Below are 16497 nucleotides of genomic sequence, written 5' to 3'. Positions count from 1 at the left end.
CGGTGCCCGCGCTGTCGGTGCCGTACGGCAGACTCGGGGGCGTGCGAAAGATTCAGGTCATCGGGATCGGGGCGGGCGACCCCGAGCAGCTGACGCTTCAGGCGGTCAGGGCGCTGCGCGGTACGGACGTGTTCTTCATCCTCGACAAGGGCGAGGTGAAGGCGGACCTCACGGGGCTGCGCCGGGACATGTTGGACGCGCACATACCTGAAGGGACGTATCGGATCGTGGCGGCCCGGGATCCCGAGCGGGACCGGTCGGCCGGGGGTTCCGCCTACTCCCCCGCCGTCGGGGACTGGCGCAGTGCCCGCGCCGGGATCTACGAGCGGCTGATCGCCGAGGAGCTGGGCGAGGACGAGACCGGCGCGTTCCTGGTATGGGGTGACCCCGCGCTGTACGACAGCACGCTCGGGATCCTGGAGGAGGTGCTGGAGAATGGCGCGGTGGACTTCGAGTACGACGTCGTCCCCGGCATCAGCAGCGTCTCCGCGCTCGTCGCCCGGCATCGCACGGGGCTCAACCGCGTCGCCCGGCCGGTGCAGATCACGACGGGGCGACGGCTGGCCGAGGGCTTCCCGGCGGACGTGGACGACGTGGTCGTGATGCTGGACGCCCACCAGACCTTCCGGCAGTACGCCGACCAGGACATCGACATCTACTGGGGCGCGTACATCGGCACCCCGGACGAGATCCTCGCGTCCGGTCCGATCGCCGAGGCCGCGCCCCGTATCGAGCGGCTGCGTGCCGAGGCGCGCGAGCGCAAGGGCTGGATCATGGACACGTATCTGCTGCGCCGGAATCCCAAGGAACAGTAGGCGGCTCGAGCCGCCCGAGCAGGGCGGCCCGCACGGCACCCGAGCGGACCCGCACCACATGCGCCGCCTCCCCGGCGCTGTGATCGTGTCCCCGTGACGCTCGCCGAGGATTCCGCCCCGCCGGCCGCCTCCCAGCCACCCGTGCTGGACAGGCGTCGCCGGAACGTCGTCTTCGCGACGATCATGCTGGGCGTGCTGCTCGCGGCGCTCGACCAGACGATCGTGGGCACGGCGCTGCCGACGATCGTGTCGGATCTCGGCGGCGCCGAGCACATGTCCTGGGTGGTGACGTCGTACCTGCTCGCGGAGACCGTGGCGACGGTGCTGGTCGGCAAGTTCGGCGACCAGTTCGGGCGCAAGCTGGTCTTCCAGGTCTCGGCGATCGTGTTCATCACGGGCTCGTTCCTGTGTGGTCTGGCCTCCAACATGACGCTGCTGATCGTCTGGCGGGCGATGCAGGGCGTAGGGGCCGGCGGCCTGATGGTGACGGCCACGGCGCTGATCGCGGACGTCATCCCGCTGCGCGAGCGCGGCAAGTACCAGGGCGCGATCGGCGCGGTGTTCGGTGTGGCGACGGTGATCGGACCGCTGCTGGGCGGGCTGTTCACCGACCACCTCACCTGGCGCTGGGCGTTCTATGTCAACGTCCCGATCGCGATCCTCGTCGTCTTCGCGGCCGCCCGGACCATCCCCGTGGTGAAGTCGGCGGCCCGGCCCATCATCGACTACCTGGGCATCGGGCTCGTCGCGGTCGGCGCCAGCGCGCTGATCCTCGGGACGAGTTGGGGCGGCAACGAGTACGCGTGGGGCTCCGGCGTCATCATCGCACTGTTCGTCGGGGGTGCTCTCGCGCTCGGTCTGTTCTGCTGGGCGGAGACGCGGGCGGCCGAACCGATGCTGCCCATGCGGCTGTTCGCCAACCCGGTCTTCTCGGTGTGCTCCGCCCTCAGCTTCATCGTCGGCTTCGCCATGCTCGGCGCGTTGACGTATCTGCCGACCTATCTCCAGTACGTCGACGGCGACTCGGCCACGGTCTCGGGTGTGCGGACGCTGCCGATGGTGGTGGGGCTGCTCATCGCGTCGGTGTTCAGCGGCAACGTGGTCAGCAAGACCGGCAGATACCGGGTCTTCCCTGTCGTCGGCTCCCTGGTGATGGCCGTCGGGCTGTTCCTGTTGTCCCTCATGGGTCCGTCGACCGGTACCTGGCTGGAGTCGCTGTACATGTTCGTGCTCGGCACCGGCATCGGCCTGTGCATGCAGGTCCTGACGATCATCGTGCAGAACACCGTCGACTACGCCGACCTCGGCACCGCGACCTCCGGCGTCACTTTCTTCCGCACCCTGGGCAGCTCGTTCGGCACCGCCGTCTTCGGCACGATCTACACCAACACGCTGACACCGAAGCTCGCAGACGCGGTCGCGACGGCCGCGCGGACCGGCGGCGGTCTCGACCCGGCCGCCGTCGAGCGGGCCGCGACCAGCCCCGAGGGCCTGCACGGGCTGCCGTCGGCGGCGGCCGCTCCGATCGTCGACGCCTACGCCGACACGCTCCAGACGGTGTTCCTGTGGACCGTGCCGGTCGCGGCCCTCGGGTTCGTGATCGCGCTGTTCCTCAAGGAGGTCCCGCTGCGCGACAGTGCGCGTATGGGGTCCACCGACCTGGGCGAGGGATTCGCGTCACCGCACGACGCCAACGCCCAACGGGTGCTGGAGGCGTCCGTGGGGAAGATCATCAGCGGCGCGGGTCCCGACACCGCCCGTCGGATCTTCAGGGCCGCCGACACCCACCTCGACGTGGCAGGCGCCTGGGCGGTGATGCAGGTCGAGATACTGACGATCCTGGTCGGTCACGCGAGCCTCAGCATGATCGCGAACCGCCGCCATCTGCCTCCCGAGGTGCTGCTCCCGGTCTTCGACCGGATGGTCGGCGAGGGCTATCTCACCCGGTACGGCTCCCTGCTCTCGCACACCGAGGCGGGCGCCCATGAGGCCCGGGTCATCGGCACGGCATGGGCCACCTGGCTGGAGGAACGAGTCCACGAGGACATCGGCCGCCCCCCGGGGACGGACCTGCGCGCCGCCGTCCACACGATCGCCAAGCGCCTCCTCGTCGAGGACCTGAACGAGGGGCTGACCGGCCGGGTGAAGGAGCCGGCGCTGAGCGAGTCGCACTGACGAGCGGCACCTCACGGCTCGAGGCCGAGCCGCTCCAGCACCCCGGCCGCGTCCGGCACCGCGTCCACGCCCTCCGGCAGCGGTGGGCGGCGTACGACCACTACGGGCAGGGCGAGTTGGCGGGCGGCCGTGAGCTTGGCGGAGGTCGCTTCGCCGCCGCTGTCCTTGGTCACCAGGACGTCGATGTCGTGGCCGCGCAGCAGCTGCGACTCCTCGGCGACCGTGAACGGGCCGCGAGCCAGGAGCACTTCGGTGTGCGGGGGCATCGGCGGCTCGGGCGGGTCGACGGAACGTACGACGAAGTGCAGGCCGGTCAGCTGGGCGAAGGCGGCGAGGCCCAGGCGGCCGGTGGTGAGGAACACGCGGCGACCGAGCCTGGGCAGCAGGGCGGCGGCCTCGTCGAGCGAGGCGACATCGTGCCAGCGGTCACCCGGGCCGGGATGCCAGCCGGGGCGGCGCAGGACCACCGTCGGTACGCCGGTCGCCCGCGCGGCACGGGCCGCGTTCTCCGTGATCGACTCGGCGAAGGGGTGCGTGGCGTCGACGAGGAAGTCGACCTGCTCGGCACGCAGCCAGTCCGCCAGGCCCTCCGCCCCGCCGAACCCCCCGATGCGCACCTCCCCCACGACCTGGCCCGGCCGTGACACGCGCCCCGCGAGCGAGGTGGTGACACGGACGCCGGGATGCGTCGAGAGCGCGGCGGCGAGTCCGCGGGCCTCGGTGGTGCCGCCGAGGATCACGATATGGCGGGGGCACATGGGGCGCGGGCACATAGGCCGAGCGTACGAGGTGGGGCGGGCGGAGGGGGATGCCGGGATGCCCCGAGAGCGAGGCGCGGCGAACACTATGAACACAACGGTCAGATCGTGGTCCCCCGCCCCGTCCCTCCCTAGCATCACGGCGCACGGCTCGCCGACGCGCCGACACGGACGAGGAGCAGCGTCTTGGACTGGACGAGAACGAACGCAGTGATCCGCAGGTCTGGCCCCATGCCCGCACGGGGCCGTACGACGCTGGCCGCGGTGCTGGCCGGTGCCCTCGCCGTCGGCATCCTCGTCGGTGCCTCCAACGCCCGGGGCGAGACGGCGGAACCGGTCCTCGCCGAGTGTCCCGCCGACCTCGTCGGCAAGGCCGACTGCTACACCGGTCGCGACACGGCCGGCGCCCACTACGCGATAGCCGTGCCGTCCGACTGGAACGGCTCCCTGGTCGTGCACGCCCACGGCGGCCCCGACCTCGGCGCGGAGTCCGACCCCGCCCGCAGCCTCGACGACCTGGGCCGATGGTCGGTGATGGTGAAGGAGGGCTACGCCTGGGCGGGTTCGTCGTACCGGCGGGGCGGCTACGGGACGCGGATGGCCGCGGCCGACACGGAGAGCGTGCGCCGGCTGTTCGTCGAGGAGTTCGGCAAGCCGCGTCGGACGTATGTGCACGGGCAGTCGTGGGGCGGGAACGTCGCCGCGAAGGTGGTGGAGACATACGGCGGGAAGAAGGGGGCCTACGACGGGGCGCTGCTCACCAACGGCGTCCTGGGCGGCGGCTCGCGCGGCTACGACTACCGCGTCGACCTGCGCGTCGTCTACCAGTACTACTGCGGTAACCACCCCCGGCCGACCGAGCCGCGGTACCCGCTGTGGCAGGGCCTGCGCGCCGGGTCGACCATGACGTCGGCGGGGCTGCGGGCCCGACTTCAGGAGTGCACCGGCTTCGCGTCCGAGCCGCAGGAGCGGACGGCTCTCCAACAGCGCAACCTCGACGACATCCTCGCGGTCACGCGGATCCCGGAGCGCACCTTGGAGTCGCATCTGCGGTTCGCGACCTTCACGTTCCGGGACATCGTGCACGAGCGTCTCGGGGACCGGAATCCCTTCGGCAACCAGGGTGTCCGCTACACCGGCTCGCATGACGACGAGGCGCTCAACGCCGGTGTCGAACGGTTCGCCCCCGACCCCACGGCCGTACGGGATCTGTCCTACGACAGCGATCTCACCGGCAAGGTCTCGATTCCGGTGCTGACGCTGCACGCCATCGACGACCCGACGGCGTTCGTGGAGCACGAGGCGGCCTACCGGGCCACGCTCGAGGGCGCGCGGCGGGACGGGCACCTGGTGCAGACGTTCACGCGGGAGCACGAGCACAGCGAGTTGAGCGATGCCGAGTACGCCGCGTCCATCACCGCCCTGGACGGGTGGGTGCGCAAGGGGAGGAAGCCCACGCCGTCGTCGGTCGCGGCGTCGTGCGGCGGGTTCGACGAGACGTACGGCACGGGCTGCTTCTACGACCCCGGCTTCCGTCCCGGTCCGTACGCCTCGCGCGTGCAGCCACGTCCGGGCGGGCTGCACTGGCCGGCGATGACGGCCGGGCAGGAGCGGGCGTGGAGCGGGATCGAAGGGGTCGGTATCGCTCCCTGAGCGGAGACGGCCGGACCCATCTATCGTCCTGGCATGGGATCCGTACGGGCCGTCCTCATCGACATCGACGGAGTCCTCACCGTGTCGTGGCAGCCGCTGCCCGGCACGGTCGAGGCGTTGCGGGAGATCCGCGAGTCGGGGCTCGGCGTCGCGCTGGTCACGAACACGACCTCACGGACGCGGGCCTCGATCGCGCGCACGCTGGCGGACGCGGGGTTCCCGGTGTCCGCGGAGGACGTCCTGACCGCACCCGCCGTCACCGCCGCCCATCTCGCCGAGCACTGGCCGGGGGCGCGCTGCGCGCTGCTGAACAGCGGGGACATCGCGGAGGACCTGGTGGGGGTGACCCTCGTGGGTGAGGACGAGGGCGGCGATGCCGCGCCGGACGTCGTGGTCGTCGGGGGTGCCGGGCCCGAGTTCGGCTACGCGGCGCTCAACCGGGCCTTCGGGTATGTCCGACAGGGGGCCCGGCTGGTGGCCATGCACCGGAATCTGTACTGGCGTACGGACCAGGGGTTGCAGCTCGACACCGGTGCGTTCCTGGCCGGACTGGAGAAGGCCGCGCGGGTCGAGGCGGAGATCACCGGGAAGCCGTCGGCCGCGTTCTTCGAGGCGGCGCTGGCGCATGTGGGGGTGAGTGCGGACGAGGCGGTGATGGTGGGGGACGACATCGAGTCCGATGTGCTGGCGGCACAGCGGGCCGGTGTCACGGGCGTACTGGTGAGGACCGGGAAGTATCTGCCTCAGACACACCGGGCCGCGAGCGGCACGCCCGACCATGTGATCGACTCGTTCGCCGATCTGCCCGCTCTGCTGGGGGAAGTGCGCGGGTCAGCGCAGCAGTAGCTGGAGGCCGCCCACGACCGTCGCCGCGATCACGAGCCGCTCGAACAGCCGTTGGTTGATCCGGTCCACGGCCCACTTGCCGAGCAGCGCGCCGGGCACGACGAAGATCACGAGGGCGGCGTCGAGGAGGAGCGAGGAGCCGTCGATCAGGCCGAGGCCGGCGCTGAAGGGCACCTTGGAGACATTGACGATCAGGAAGAAGAAGGCGGAGGTGCCGAGGAAGCCGAGCTTTCGGAAGCCGGCCGACAGCAGGTACATCGACATCACCGGGCCGCCCGCGTTGGCGACCATCGTGGTGAAACCGCCGAGGACGCCGTACGAGCGGGCCTTGACCCGGCCGGCCCGGGTGGTGACCGAGTCAGGCTCGTCCTCCTTCTCCGCCATCCGGCGGCGCCACACCGTGACCGCCGCCATCATCAGCAGGATCGCGCCGATCGACGTACGGACGATCCCGTCGTCGGCCCACACCAGGAACAGCGTGCCGAAGACGACGCCGGCCGCGACCGCGGGGAACAGGCGCCACAGGGTGGGCCAGTGGGCGTGCCGTCGGTAGGTGAGGACGGCGAGCACGTCACCGGCGATCAGGATCGGAAGCAGTACGCCGGTGGAGGCGCGGGCGGGCAGTACGGCGGCGAAGATCGCCAGGCTGACCGTGTTGGCCCCGCTCACCGCCGTCTTGGAGAAGCCGACGAGCAGGGCCGCGAAGGCGAGCGCGGCGAACTCCCAGCCTGTTATGTGCCAAAGCGTCATCGTGTCCATGCGGAGACCGATGGTATGTGCAGACAACAGGTACCGGTAAGGAGCGTCTCGCCAGTTGGGAGATTGCTAGTGCCTCTCCACCAGGAGCGCACTCCCCTGCCCGACTCCCACACACATCGTGGCGAGTCCGCGCTCGGCCCCTGTCCGCCGCATCCGGTGCAGCAGCGTCGTCAGTATCCGTGCGCCCGAGCAGCCCAGCGGGTGCCCCAGCGCGATCGCGCCGCCGCTCGGGTTGACCAGGTCGGGTGCGATGCCGAGTTCGTCCACGCACGCGAGTGCCTGCGCCGCGAACGCCTCGTTGAACTCGGCCTCCTGGATGTCGGCGATCGTCCAGTCGGCGCGGGCCAGGGCCTTGCGGGTGGCGGGGACCGGGCCGATGCCCATCACGTCGGGGTGGACGCCGGCGGAGGCGCCGGCGACATAGCGGCCGAGGGACTCCAGGCCCAGTTCGTTGAGGGCCTCCTCGCTGACCAGGAGCAGTCCGGCGGCGCCGTCGTTCATCGGTGAGGCGTTGCCCGCGGTGACCGTGCCGCCGTTGCGGAAGACCGGCTTCAGCCGGGACAGCTTCTCGTACGAGGTGTCCTCACGGATGCACTCGTCACTGTCGACCAGGACTCCGTCGGGGCGCTCCACCGGTAGGAGTTCGTCGTCGAAGTGGCCGTTCTTGCGGGCTTCGGCGGCCCGTTGGTGGCTGCGCAGGGCGAAGTCGTCCTGCCGCTCGCGCGGGATGCCGTGGCGCTCGGCGACCTCCTCGGCCGTCTCGCCCATGGACAGCAGGCCGTGCAGTTCCTTCATCGCCGGGTTGACCAGGCGCCAGCCGAGCCGGGTGTCGAAGGTCTCGATGCGGTGGGGCAGCGCCTCGTCGGGGCGGGGCAGGACGAAGGGCGCACGGCTCATGGACTCGGAACCGCCCGCGAGCACGATGTCGGCGTCGCCGGCGGCGATGGTGCGGGCGGCCGTCGTGACCGCCTCCAGGCCCGACGCGCAGAGGCGGTTGACCGTGGCGCCGGGGACGGACTCCGGCAGGCCGGCGAGCAGCGCGGCCATGCGGGCGACGTTGCGGTTGTCCTCGCCGGCCTGGTTGGCGGCGCCCCAGTAGACGTCGTCGATGCGTGCCGGGTCCAGTGCGGGGACGTCGGCGACGAGGCCCCTGATCACGGCGGCGGCGAGATCGTCGGGCCGTACGGACGACAGCGCTCCGCGCAGCTTGCCGATGGGGGTGCGGCGGGCGGCCGCGAAGTGGACGGGACGCACGACAGGACTCCTGACCGGGCTGTATGGATCGGCACCCTGTTAATTAGCACCGCTAGTTTTGGACTATAGACCGACCCGCCGCGCCCTGGGAAGATCCTCGGGAACCTTCACCGACGCAGCCGACCACAGCCGACGTCGGCCGATCGCAGCCGGAGGAACCATGGCCGACACGCGTGAACACGTCCTCGAGGGAAGCCGGGGGGCCATCGCCGTGCGGGAGTGGCGAAACCCGCGGGCCCGCTTCGTCGCGCTCGTCGTCCACGGCTACGGCGAGCACATCGGCCGGTACGCCGAGGTGGCGGACGTGCTGGTCGGGCAGGGTGCGGCCGTGTTCGGGCCGGACCACATCGGGCACGGGCGGTCGGCCGGCGAACGGGTGGTGATCGAGGACTTCGAGGATGTGGTCGCCGATGTGCACACCGTCGCCGCCCTCGCCCGGGCCGCCCATCCGGATGTGCCGGTCGTCCTGGTCGGGCACTCGATGGGCGGACTCGTGGCCGCACGGTACGCACAGCTGCACGGCGACGGGCTCGCCGCCCTGGTGCTGTCCGGGCCCGTGATCGGCGACTGGGAACTGCCCCGGCGGCTGCTCGCCCTCGACGAGATCCCCGACACCCCGATCAACCCGGCCGCGCTCTCCCGCGATCCCGACGTGGGGCCGGCGTACGCGAGGGACGCACTGGTCTGGCACGGGCCGATGAAGCGGCCGACGGTGCGGGCGTTCGCCCGGATGCTGGACACCGTGTCCAAGAGCGGTGACATCGGGGACCTGCCACTGCTGTGGCTGCACGGCGACGACGACCGGGTGGTGCCACTCCCGGGCAGCCGGGTCGGGATCGAGGAGCTGCGCGGGGACGAGACCACCGAGCGCGTCTACACCGGGGCCCGGCACGAGGTGTTCCACGAGACGAACAAGGCGGAGGTCTTCGCGGACCTGATCCATTTCCTGGACGACGTGCTCGCACACTGAGACAGGTCGCGTTTGCGCCGATTCGCCCTGGGCACCCGCGCCGGCATGGAGTGAGGGCAGCGTCCGGAGTGGTCAGGGCGCCGCACCGCTCCGCAAGGCCATGACCAAGCCAGAAGGAGGAGCTCGTGATGACCGTGGTCAAGAGCACGCTTCCGGAACCGGCTCGCCGGGTCGCCGGAGACGCCCTGCAGAGCACGCTCGTCGATCTTCTCGGCATCTCACTGATCGGGAAGCAGGCGCACTGGAACATCGTGGGCCCGCGATTCCGGTCGATCCATCTCCAGCTCGACGAGGTCGTCTCGCTGGCCCGCACGCACGCCGACACCGTCGCCGAACGCTCCTCGGCGCTCGGTCTGCCGCCCGACGGCCGGCCGGAGACGATCGCGGCGGCCTACACACTGCCCGGCTCCAAGGAGGGCTGGGTGCGCGACGGGGAGGTCGTCCAGCTGATCGTGGACACGCTGGAGGCGGCCATCGGACGGCTGCGCGAGCGCATCGCCGCCACCGCCGAGCCGGACCCGGTGACCCAGGACCTGCTGATCGGCATCACCCGCGACCTGGAGAAGCAGCGCTGGATGTTCGACGCGGAGAACTGGCCGCGCGACGACTGAGAACGCCGAGAACTGACCGCGCAACGACGGAGAACAGGGACTCACCGTGACCGACGCCCTCGAACTCGACGCGCTGTGGGAGGACTTCCACCGCGTGGTGAACATGACCTCGCAGGAGCTGGCCACCTGGCTCCGGGTCAGCGACGCGGACGAGGAGACCGAGCCGCTGCCCGACCAGGCCGGCACGCCGACCGGGCAGCACGTCCTCGCGATCCTCCAGAAACGGCGCACGGACCTCACCGACGCCGACATCCAGGTGATGTACGACGTCGTGGACACCGTGACGGCGCAGACCGACGCCGAATCCGAGCCCGAGCCCGAACAGACGCGCCGCCGGCATCAGCTGATGACGATCGGCCACGACCCGCTGAGGCCGTGAGGCGGGGTCGCTGCACGGCGGGGCGGCGCTCAGGCCCTGACCGTCAGCCCAGCAACCACCCGCCGTCCACGGCGAGTTCGACCGCGTTGACGGATCGATTGCGCAGCAGGAAGTCCACCGCGTCCACCACGTCGGCCATCGTGGCGAGCCGCCCGATGGGTGTGCCGGCGCGCAACCCCGCCAGCACCTCCTCGGGCTTGCCCGCCCAGTGCGGGCTGTCGCCCACGACCCCGGGATGCACGGCGTTGACCCGCACGGGCGCCAGCTCGACGGCGAGGGTGTGCACCAGGCCGCGCACCCCCGCGTTGACGGTCGCCACCGTCGTCGCCCCGGGGTACGGGCGCTCCTTGGCCTGACCGCCGAACAGGACGATCGCGCTGTCGTCGTGCAGCCGGGGCCGCAGGGCGTGCACGACCTCGGTGTAGCCCACGAGTTTGACCGTGACCAGCCGCAGCGCGGCCTCGATGTCGTACTCCGAGACCCGGTTCTCGTCCCGCGAGATGCCCGCGATCACCAGATGATCCACGCGCCCGACCGCGTCCAGCGCGCCGGCGATCTCTCGCGGCCGCGAGAGATCGAGGGCGAGACCCCGGGCGGCGCCGACCTCCTTCGCCACCGTGTCCGCGCGATGCGCGTCCCTGCCCGTGAGCACCACCTCGTCACCCCGCCCCGCGCGGAAGCGGGCGAACTCGCGGCCGATCCCGGACGTCCCACCGACGACGACCACACTGCTCATGACCCCAGGGCCTCCCTCAGATACTCCCAGTCGCGAGTGAACCGGTAGGAGTGGCGGGCCGGCGGCTGCGGCGACTGTGTCTCCAGCCAACGCACCGTCCCCTGACCGGCGTTGGCGAAGCCGTGCACACAACCCGCTCCCGCCCAGGCGACGTCGCCAGGCACCAGCCGGTAACGCTCTCCGTCGAAAGCGGCGTCCACGACACCCTGAAGGATCAGATACGTCTCCTCGAAGGGGTGGTCGTGCGTGCCCGCGACGCCGTCGGGCGCGTACTGCACCATGAACATGGTCGAGGCGACCGCGCCGAGGTCGCTGTCGACCATCATCTTCACGGTGATCCCGCTGTACACGAGCAGCGCGGTCCGCATGCTCGCCGACACCGCCAGCAGGTCCTGCGACTGCTTGCCGGGGTCCATCTGCGCGGGCTCGAAGTGGCCGAGGGACCGGGTGCGCGGGTCGCGGACGTCGATGCGGACGGGGTCGCGCGCCGGCAGCGCGGGAACGGCCTGGGTGTCGTGGCCGTAGCGGGCGCGCGGCACCGGGGCGAGCATGTCGGCCCAGCGTCCGCCGGTGTCCCCCGCGCCGCGCCAGGCGTGCGGGACGCCGGCCGGCAAAAGGCCGTAGTCGCCCTCTTCGAGGAGGTACGCCCCCTCGGGCACATCGAGGATCACGGCCCCGTCGAGCACATGGAAACTCTCCTCGTACGAGTGCACATGCGCGGCGAGGAGGCCGTCGGGCCGTATCTCGCACAGGCCGAAGCCGGTGTGCACGCTCCCGTCGTCCTCACCGACCAACTCCCGCCGTCGATGGCCGAGTTCGTCGTACGGCGGCTCCGGGACGTCGGCGGCCCGGCGCACCAGGTGTCGGGTCATGCGGCGCTCTTCGCCTCCTTCGCGGCCAGGAGCCGTTCGCGGGACTCCTGGACCAGTCGCCGGGCCCGGTCGGAGTCGGCCACGAGACGGCCGTCGCGCTTGTGGATCACTCCGTCGACGATGACCGTCTCGACGTTGGAGACGTCCGCGGACAGCGTCACCGCGGCGGCCGGGTCGTGCACCGGGGCGATGTTCAGCGCGGTGGCGTCGATCGCGACGACGTCGGCGCGTTTGCCGGGGGTGAGGGAGCCGGTGCGCTGTTCGAGGCCGGCGACGTGTGCGCCGTTGCAGGTCGCGATCTCCAGCATCTGACGTGCCGTCAACATGGTGTCGGGCACGGGCATGTTGGCCTTCCAGCAGTCGGCGTTGACGCGGGCGCGCTCGGCGCCGAAGGCCGCCCGGATCTGGGTGAACATGTCGCCGGGCACGGTGGTCACGACGTCGACGCTCAGGGACGGCCGCAGCCCGTACTCGACGGCCTTCATCACGGGCGGCCAGCCGTGCCCCATCTGCACCTCGACCTGCGGCGCGATCGACACCGTACCGCCGCTGTCGGCGACCATCCGCCACTCGTCCTCGTGGAGATAGCAGCAGTGGACGTAGGTGGTGTCGGGGCCGAGCAGCCCCAGGTCGTTCAGATGCTTGACCATCCCGAAGCGGCCCGCGAGGCGGCCCATGGCCACGTGCACGGTGATCGGGATGTCCAGCTCACGGGCGAGGGCCCACTCGGCGGTGACGACGTCGTCGACGCAGAAGCCGGGGCCACGGGTGGCCAGGGCCATGGTCAGCAGACCGTCGTCGGAGGAGAAGTGAGTGTCGCGGATCCGCCGTACGTCGTCACCCGGGATCGCGATCCTGCTCTCGAACCAGTAGTCGGCGAGCGAGGTGTTGGCGCTGCCGTACGCGTACTGGGCGCGGATCCCGCTCTCCTTCAGGCCCTGGATCGCGGCGTCCGGATGCGCGGGCGTGTTGTTGATGTGCGACCAGTCGACGAGGGTGGTGATACCGGCGTTCAGGCACTCCAGCGATCCCGCGAGGTTGGCCGCGTACACGTCCTCGGGCGTGTAGAGCGGGGCGAAGGTGTCGAGGATGTCGACGAAGTAGTCGTCCAGGGTGGCGTCGGGGGCGACGTTCCGGATGGACGCCTCCCAGGTGTGCCGGTGGGTGTCGACGAAGCCGGGGATCACGATCCGGCCGCTCATGTCGAGCACGTCCGCGTCGGCGCCGATCTCCCGCTCCACCGCCGTGATCTTCCCGTCCTCGATGAGGACGTCGCCCTGGGACAGATCCCCGATGCCGGGGTCCATCGACAGTACGTGTCCGCCGCGCAGGAGTATCCGATTGCTCATCGCCCTTCCTCCCATGGGGTGTTCAGTAGGCGGCGAGTCCGCGTACGGCCGCCACGACCTTGTCGACGGTGGGGATCACCCGCTCCTCCAGCGCGTCGGCGAACGGCAGCGGGACGCACTCCCCCGCCACTCGTCTGACCGGCGCGTCCAGCAGGCCGAACCCTTCGTCCGCGACGACCGAGACGAGCGTCGCGCCCCAGCCGCCCTGGTACGGGTTCTCCTCGACGGTGACGAGCCGCGAGGTCCGCCCGAGCGAGGTGAGAACGGTGGTGACGTCCAGCGGCACCAGACAGCGCAGGTCCACGACCTCGGCCTCGATGCCCTCGCCGGACAGCAGCTCGGCGGCCTTCAGGGCGACCGGCACCATCGAGGCGAGCGCGACGAGGGTGACGTCGACACCCTCCCGGACGACTGCGGCACGGCCCAGCTCGACGACGTGGTCCGGGGGCGGGGGCGCGCCCTTGGACGCGAGCAGCCCCTTGTGCTCGAAGAAGACGACCGGGTCGTCGCTGCGGATCGCCGCCGCCATCATGCCGATCACGTCGGCGGGGGTCGCCGGTGCGGCGATCTTCAGGCCGGGCACGGTGAGCGCCCAGTTCTCGGTGGCCTGGGAGTGCTGGGCGCCGAAGCCGAGCCCGCCGCCGTTGGCGGTGCGCACCACGAGCGGGACGGTGACCTGGCCGCCCGTCATGTACCGCACCTTCGGGATCTCGTTGGCGAGGTAGTCCCAGCAACAGGCCAGGAAGTCGGAGAACATGATCTCGGCGACCGGCCGCATCCCCGTCATCGCGGCGCCCATGGCGGCCCCCACGATGGCCTGCTCGGAGATGGGCGTGTCCCACACCCGCTCGGGCCCGAACTCCTTGAACAGCCCCACGGTCGTCTTGAACACCCCGCCCGCCTCACCGATGTCCTCGCCCAGGCACACGACGGACGGATCGCGCCGCATCTCCCGCGCGATGCCCTCGGCGACCGCCTCCCGATAGCTGATCACGTCCGCCACGCCGCACCTCCGTCCGCCCATACGTCGGTCAGCGCCTCGTCCGGATCGGGCGGCGGGGCGGCCTTCGCTGCCTCAACAGCCTTCTGCACGACGCTCGTTGCCCGCTCGTCCGCCTCCTTGACCACGGCATCGGACACCCCCGACTCGACCAGCCGCCCGCGCGCCAGGTCCAACGGATCGTGCTTCAGCCAGCGTTCGACCTCCTCGGCCGGACGGTAGGCCGCCGGATCGGCGCGGCTGTGCCCGAAGTGCCGATAGGTCCGTGCCTCCAGCAGGGCGGGCCCGTCTCCCGCCCGGGCCCGCGCCGCGAACCGGACCACCCCCTCGTGCACGGCCACTACGTCGTTGCCGTCCACCGTCTCGCCGGGGATGCCGTACGCGGGCGCCCGGTCGGCGGCGGGCCGGGCCACGGCCGTGACGTCGGCTATGGGCGTGTACTCCATGTACAGGTTGTTCTCGCAGACGAACAGCACCGGCAGCTTCCACACGGCGGCCAGGTTGAGCGCCTCGTGGAAGGCGCCGATGTTGGTGGCGCCGTCGCCGAAGAAGGCGACCGCGATCTGGCCGGTGCCGCGCAGCTTGGCCGACCAGGCGGCGCCGGCCGCCATCGGGAGGTGGGCGCCGACGATGGCGTAGGAGCCGAGCATGCCGGTGGCGGCCTTGGTCAGGTGCATCGAGCCGCCCTTGGCCCGGCACAGCCCCGTGGCCCGGCTCATGAGTTCGGCGAGGCACTCCTCGGGGGTGGCGCCGCGCGCCATGGCATGGTGATGGCCGCGGTAGGTGGCGAAGACGTAGTCGTCGCGGCGCAGGGCGGCGCTCGCGCCGACGGCGATGGCCTCGTGTCCTGCGGCGAGATGGGTGGTGCCCTTGACGAGGCCCTGGAGGAACAGGTCGTGGGCGGCCTTCTCCGTACGGCGGATGACGCTCATCTGCTCGTAGGCGGCCAGGAGTTCGGCCGGGTCCATCATGGCGTCCCGGTGTTCAGGTGGGACTGCGACTCGCGGCGGGTGTTCAGCTCGCCGCCCACCGTCCAGTACTTGCGGCCCGCCACCAGGAGTTCCTCCGCCGGGAACTTGGTGATGACCTCACAGCCGTCGGCGGTGACGACGACCTCCTCCTCGATCCGGGCGGCCGACCAGCCGTCGGCTGCGGGCCAGTAGGTCTCCAGCGCGAACACCATGCCCTCTTCGAGCACCTCGGGGTGGTCGAGGGAGACCAGCCGGCTGAAGATCGGCTTCTCCCAGATGGACAGGCCGACGCCATGGCCGTACTGCAACGCGAACGCGGCCGTCTCGTCGGCGAAGCCGAACTCCTCGGCGCGCGGCCAGACCTGGACGATGTCGGCGGTGGTGGCGCCGGGCCGGACGAGGGCGATGGCCTGGTCCATGTACTCGCGGCAGCGTACGTAGGCGTCGCGCTGGGCGCCGGAGGCGCTGCCGACGGCGAAGGTGCGGTAGTAGCAGGTGCGGTAGCCGAGGTGGCTGTGCAGGATGTCGAAGAAGGCGGGGTCGCCGGGGCGGATCAGACGGTCGCTGTAGACATGCGGATGGGGTGAACAGCGCTCGCCGGAGATCGCGTTGACGCCCTCGACGTACTCGCTGCCGAGGTCGTACAGCACCTTGCTCACCACGCCGACGCACTCGTTCTCGCGCACGCCGGGGCGCAGATAGCCGTACAGCTCCTCGTAGGCGGCGTCCACCATCGCGCACGCCTGGGTGAGCAGGGAGATCTCGTCCGGCGTCTTGATGCGGCGGGCCTCCAGGAAGACCTGCTGTCCGTCGACGACGTCGATACCCTCGGCCCGCAGGGCGGTCAGGATCGGCATCTCGGCGACGTCGATGCCGAGCGGTTCGCCGGCCAGGCCGTGGGCGCGCAGCTCGGCCGCGATCTTGGCGGCGACGTCCTGGGCGATACCGGCGTCCGGATGGAAGGCGCCGCGGAGCGTGGAGATGCCGGCCCGGGCACCGGTGGGCGGGCCGCCCTTGCCGTCGCTGTAGTCGAGCCACGGGTTGTAGAGCTGGTGGTGCCGGGCGGCGGAGCCGAAGTCCCAGACGACGGGTTCGCCGCCGCGCACCAGCAGGGCGAAGCGGATCAGCTTGTCCATCGCCCAGGTGCCGATGTGCGTGGCGGTCATGTAGCGGATGTTGGCGAAGTCGAAGCTGAGCACCGCGCCGAGCTCGGAGTGGTTCAGGGTCTCGTTCAGGCGGGCCAGCCGCTGCCTGCGCAGCCGGTCCAGGTCGACGCGCTCTTCCCAGTCGACGGCATTGGGTCCGAATGTGCGGATCGCCATGGCGACCACCCCCACTTCGGAGTGAAC

16 protein-coding genes are annotated in these 16497 nt (G+C 71.1%); 7 read left to right on the top strand and 9 right to left on the bottom strand.

The features are described from left to right. The first annotated feature begins 41 nt into the window (after positions 1 to 41). Together cobF and ACFQ6S_RS01585 are read left to right on the top strand one after the other, a co-directional pair. Positions 42 to 815, top strand: a complete 774-nt coding sequence (gene cobF / locus ACFQ6S_RS01590) for a precorrin-6A synthase (deacetylating) (RefSeq protein WP_383401816.1) — start codon at positions 42 to 44, stop codon at positions 813 to 815. A gap of 93 nt (positions 816 to 908) precedes the next feature. Further along, the gene (locus tag ACFQ6S_RS01585; RefSeq protein WP_383401813.1) at positions 909 to 2990 is read left to right on the top strand and encodes an MDR family MFS transporter; all 2082 of its coding nucleotides are present in this window, start codon (positions 909 to 911) and stop codon (positions 2988 to 2990) included. Positions 2991 to 3001: 11 nt separating this feature from the next. Here ACFQ6S_RS01585 and ACFQ6S_RS01580 read toward each other — a convergent pair whose 3' ends face one another. After that, positions 3002 to 3763 carry a cobalt-precorrin-6A reductase gene (locus ACFQ6S_RS01580; protein ID WP_383401810.1) on the bottom strand — a complete coding sequence of 254 codons (762 nt, stop codon included), beginning with the start codon at positions 3761 to 3763 and terminating at the stop codon, positions 3002 to 3004. Positions 3764 to 3979: 216 nt separating this feature from the next. Between ACFQ6S_RS01580 and ACFQ6S_RS01575 the strand changes: the two genes are divergently transcribed. Both ACFQ6S_RS01575 and ACFQ6S_RS01570 read left to right on the top strand, forming a co-directional pair. Next, a complete protein-coding gene (locus tag ACFQ6S_RS01575; protein WP_383401807.1) occupies positions 3980 to 5401 on the top strand; it encodes a hypothetical protein in 1422 nt (473 codons plus the stop codon). Positions 5402 to 5434: 33 nt separating this feature from the next. Then, the gene (locus tag ACFQ6S_RS01570) at positions 5435 to 6247 is read left to right on the top strand and encodes an HAD-IIA family hydrolase (protein ID WP_383401804.1); all 813 of its coding nucleotides are present in this window, start codon (positions 5435 to 5437) and stop codon (positions 6245 to 6247) included. Here the strand turns inward: ACFQ6S_RS01570 and ACFQ6S_RS01565 are convergent. Next, positions 6233 to 7006 (bottom strand): sulfite exporter TauE/SafE family protein, encoded by a 774-nt coding sequence (locus tag ACFQ6S_RS01565; RefSeq protein ID WP_383401802.1) that lies wholly within the window; start codon positions 7004 to 7006, stop codon positions 6233 to 6235. The genes ACFQ6S_RS01570 and ACFQ6S_RS01565 overlap by 15 nt on opposite strands. Positions 7007 to 7072: 66 nt before the next feature. Further along, complete coding sequence (locus ACFQ6S_RS01560) at positions 7073 to 8260, bottom strand: thiolase family protein (RefSeq protein WP_383401799.1); 1188 nt, start codon at positions 8258 to 8260, stop codon at positions 7073 to 7075. 160 nt (positions 8261 to 8420) lie between these two features. Between ACFQ6S_RS01560 and ACFQ6S_RS01555 the strand changes: the two genes are divergently transcribed. The 3 genes from ACFQ6S_RS01555 to ACFQ6S_RS01545 all read left to right on the top strand — a co-directional run bounded on the left by ACFQ6S_RS01555 (position 8421) and on the right by ACFQ6S_RS01545 (position 10220). Beyond that, positions 8421 to 9230 (top strand): alpha/beta hydrolase, encoded by an 810-nt coding sequence (locus ACFQ6S_RS01555; RefSeq protein ID WP_383401797.1) that lies wholly within the window; start codon positions 8421 to 8423, stop codon positions 9228 to 9230. Positions 9231 to 9358: 128 nt separating this feature from the next. Then, the gene (locus tag ACFQ6S_RS01550) at positions 9359 to 9841 is read left to right on the top strand and encodes a Dps family protein (protein WP_383401794.1); all 483 of its coding nucleotides are present in this window, start codon (positions 9359 to 9361) and stop codon (positions 9839 to 9841) included. Between the two features lie 46 nt (positions 9842 to 9887). Beyond that, on the top strand, positions 9888 to 10220 hold the full coding sequence (locus tag ACFQ6S_RS01545) for a DUF3140 domain-containing protein (protein ID WP_383401792.1): 333 nt from the start codon (positions 9888 to 9890) through the stop codon (positions 10218 to 10220). A 43-nt stretch (positions 10221 to 10263) separates the two neighbouring features. Here the strand turns inward: ACFQ6S_RS01545 and ACFQ6S_RS01540 are convergent, their stop codons facing one another. Genes ACFQ6S_RS01540 through ACFQ6S_RS01515 form a run of 6 tightly spaced genes read right to left on the bottom strand, consistent with a single transcriptional unit; the run spans position 10264 to position 16470 of the window. Beyond that, complete coding sequence (locus tag ACFQ6S_RS01540; protein ID WP_383401789.1) at positions 10264 to 10956, bottom strand: SDR family NAD(P)-dependent oxidoreductase; 693 nt, start codon at positions 10954 to 10956, stop codon at positions 10264 to 10266. Next, entirely contained in the window at positions 10953 to 11828 is an 876-nt protein-coding gene (locus ACFQ6S_RS01535; protein WP_383401787.1) for a cupin domain-containing protein, read from the bottom strand. The genes ACFQ6S_RS01540 and ACFQ6S_RS01535 overlap by 4 nt, the downstream gene beginning before the upstream one ends. Beyond that, complete coding sequence (locus ACFQ6S_RS01530; protein ID WP_383401785.1) at positions 11825 to 13177, bottom strand: amidohydrolase family protein; 1353 nt, start codon at positions 13175 to 13177, stop codon at positions 11825 to 11827. The genes ACFQ6S_RS01535 and ACFQ6S_RS01530 overlap by 4 nt, the downstream gene beginning before the upstream one ends. Positions 13178 to 13199: 22 nt before the next feature. Beyond that, entirely contained in the window at positions 13200 to 14180 is a 981-nt protein-coding gene (locus tag ACFQ6S_RS01525; protein ID WP_383401782.1) for an alpha-ketoacid dehydrogenase subunit beta, read from the bottom strand. Next, a complete protein-coding gene (locus tag ACFQ6S_RS01520) occupies positions 14168 to 15145 on the bottom strand; it encodes a thiamine pyrophosphate-dependent dehydrogenase E1 component subunit alpha (protein ID WP_383404259.1) in 978 nt (325 codons plus the stop codon). Before ACFQ6S_RS01520 ends, ACFQ6S_RS01525 begins: the two co-directional genes overlap by 13 nt. Next, on the bottom strand, positions 15145 to 16470 hold the full coding sequence (locus ACFQ6S_RS01515) for a M24 family metallopeptidase (protein ID WP_383401780.1): 1326 nt from the start codon (positions 16468 to 16470) through the stop codon (positions 15145 to 15147). The genes ACFQ6S_RS01520 and ACFQ6S_RS01515 overlap by 1 nt, the downstream gene beginning before the upstream one ends. Positions 16471 to 16497: the final 27 nt, after the last annotated feature.

Source organism: Streptomyces sp. NPDC056479 (assembly GCF_042795335.1).
Taxonomy (GTDB): Bacteria; Actinomycetota; Actinomycetes; order Streptomycetales; family Streptomycetaceae; genus Streptomyces.
The sequence above is the reverse complement of the archived record's forward strand: the minus strand, read 5'-3'. Positions and strand labels throughout refer to the sequence as shown.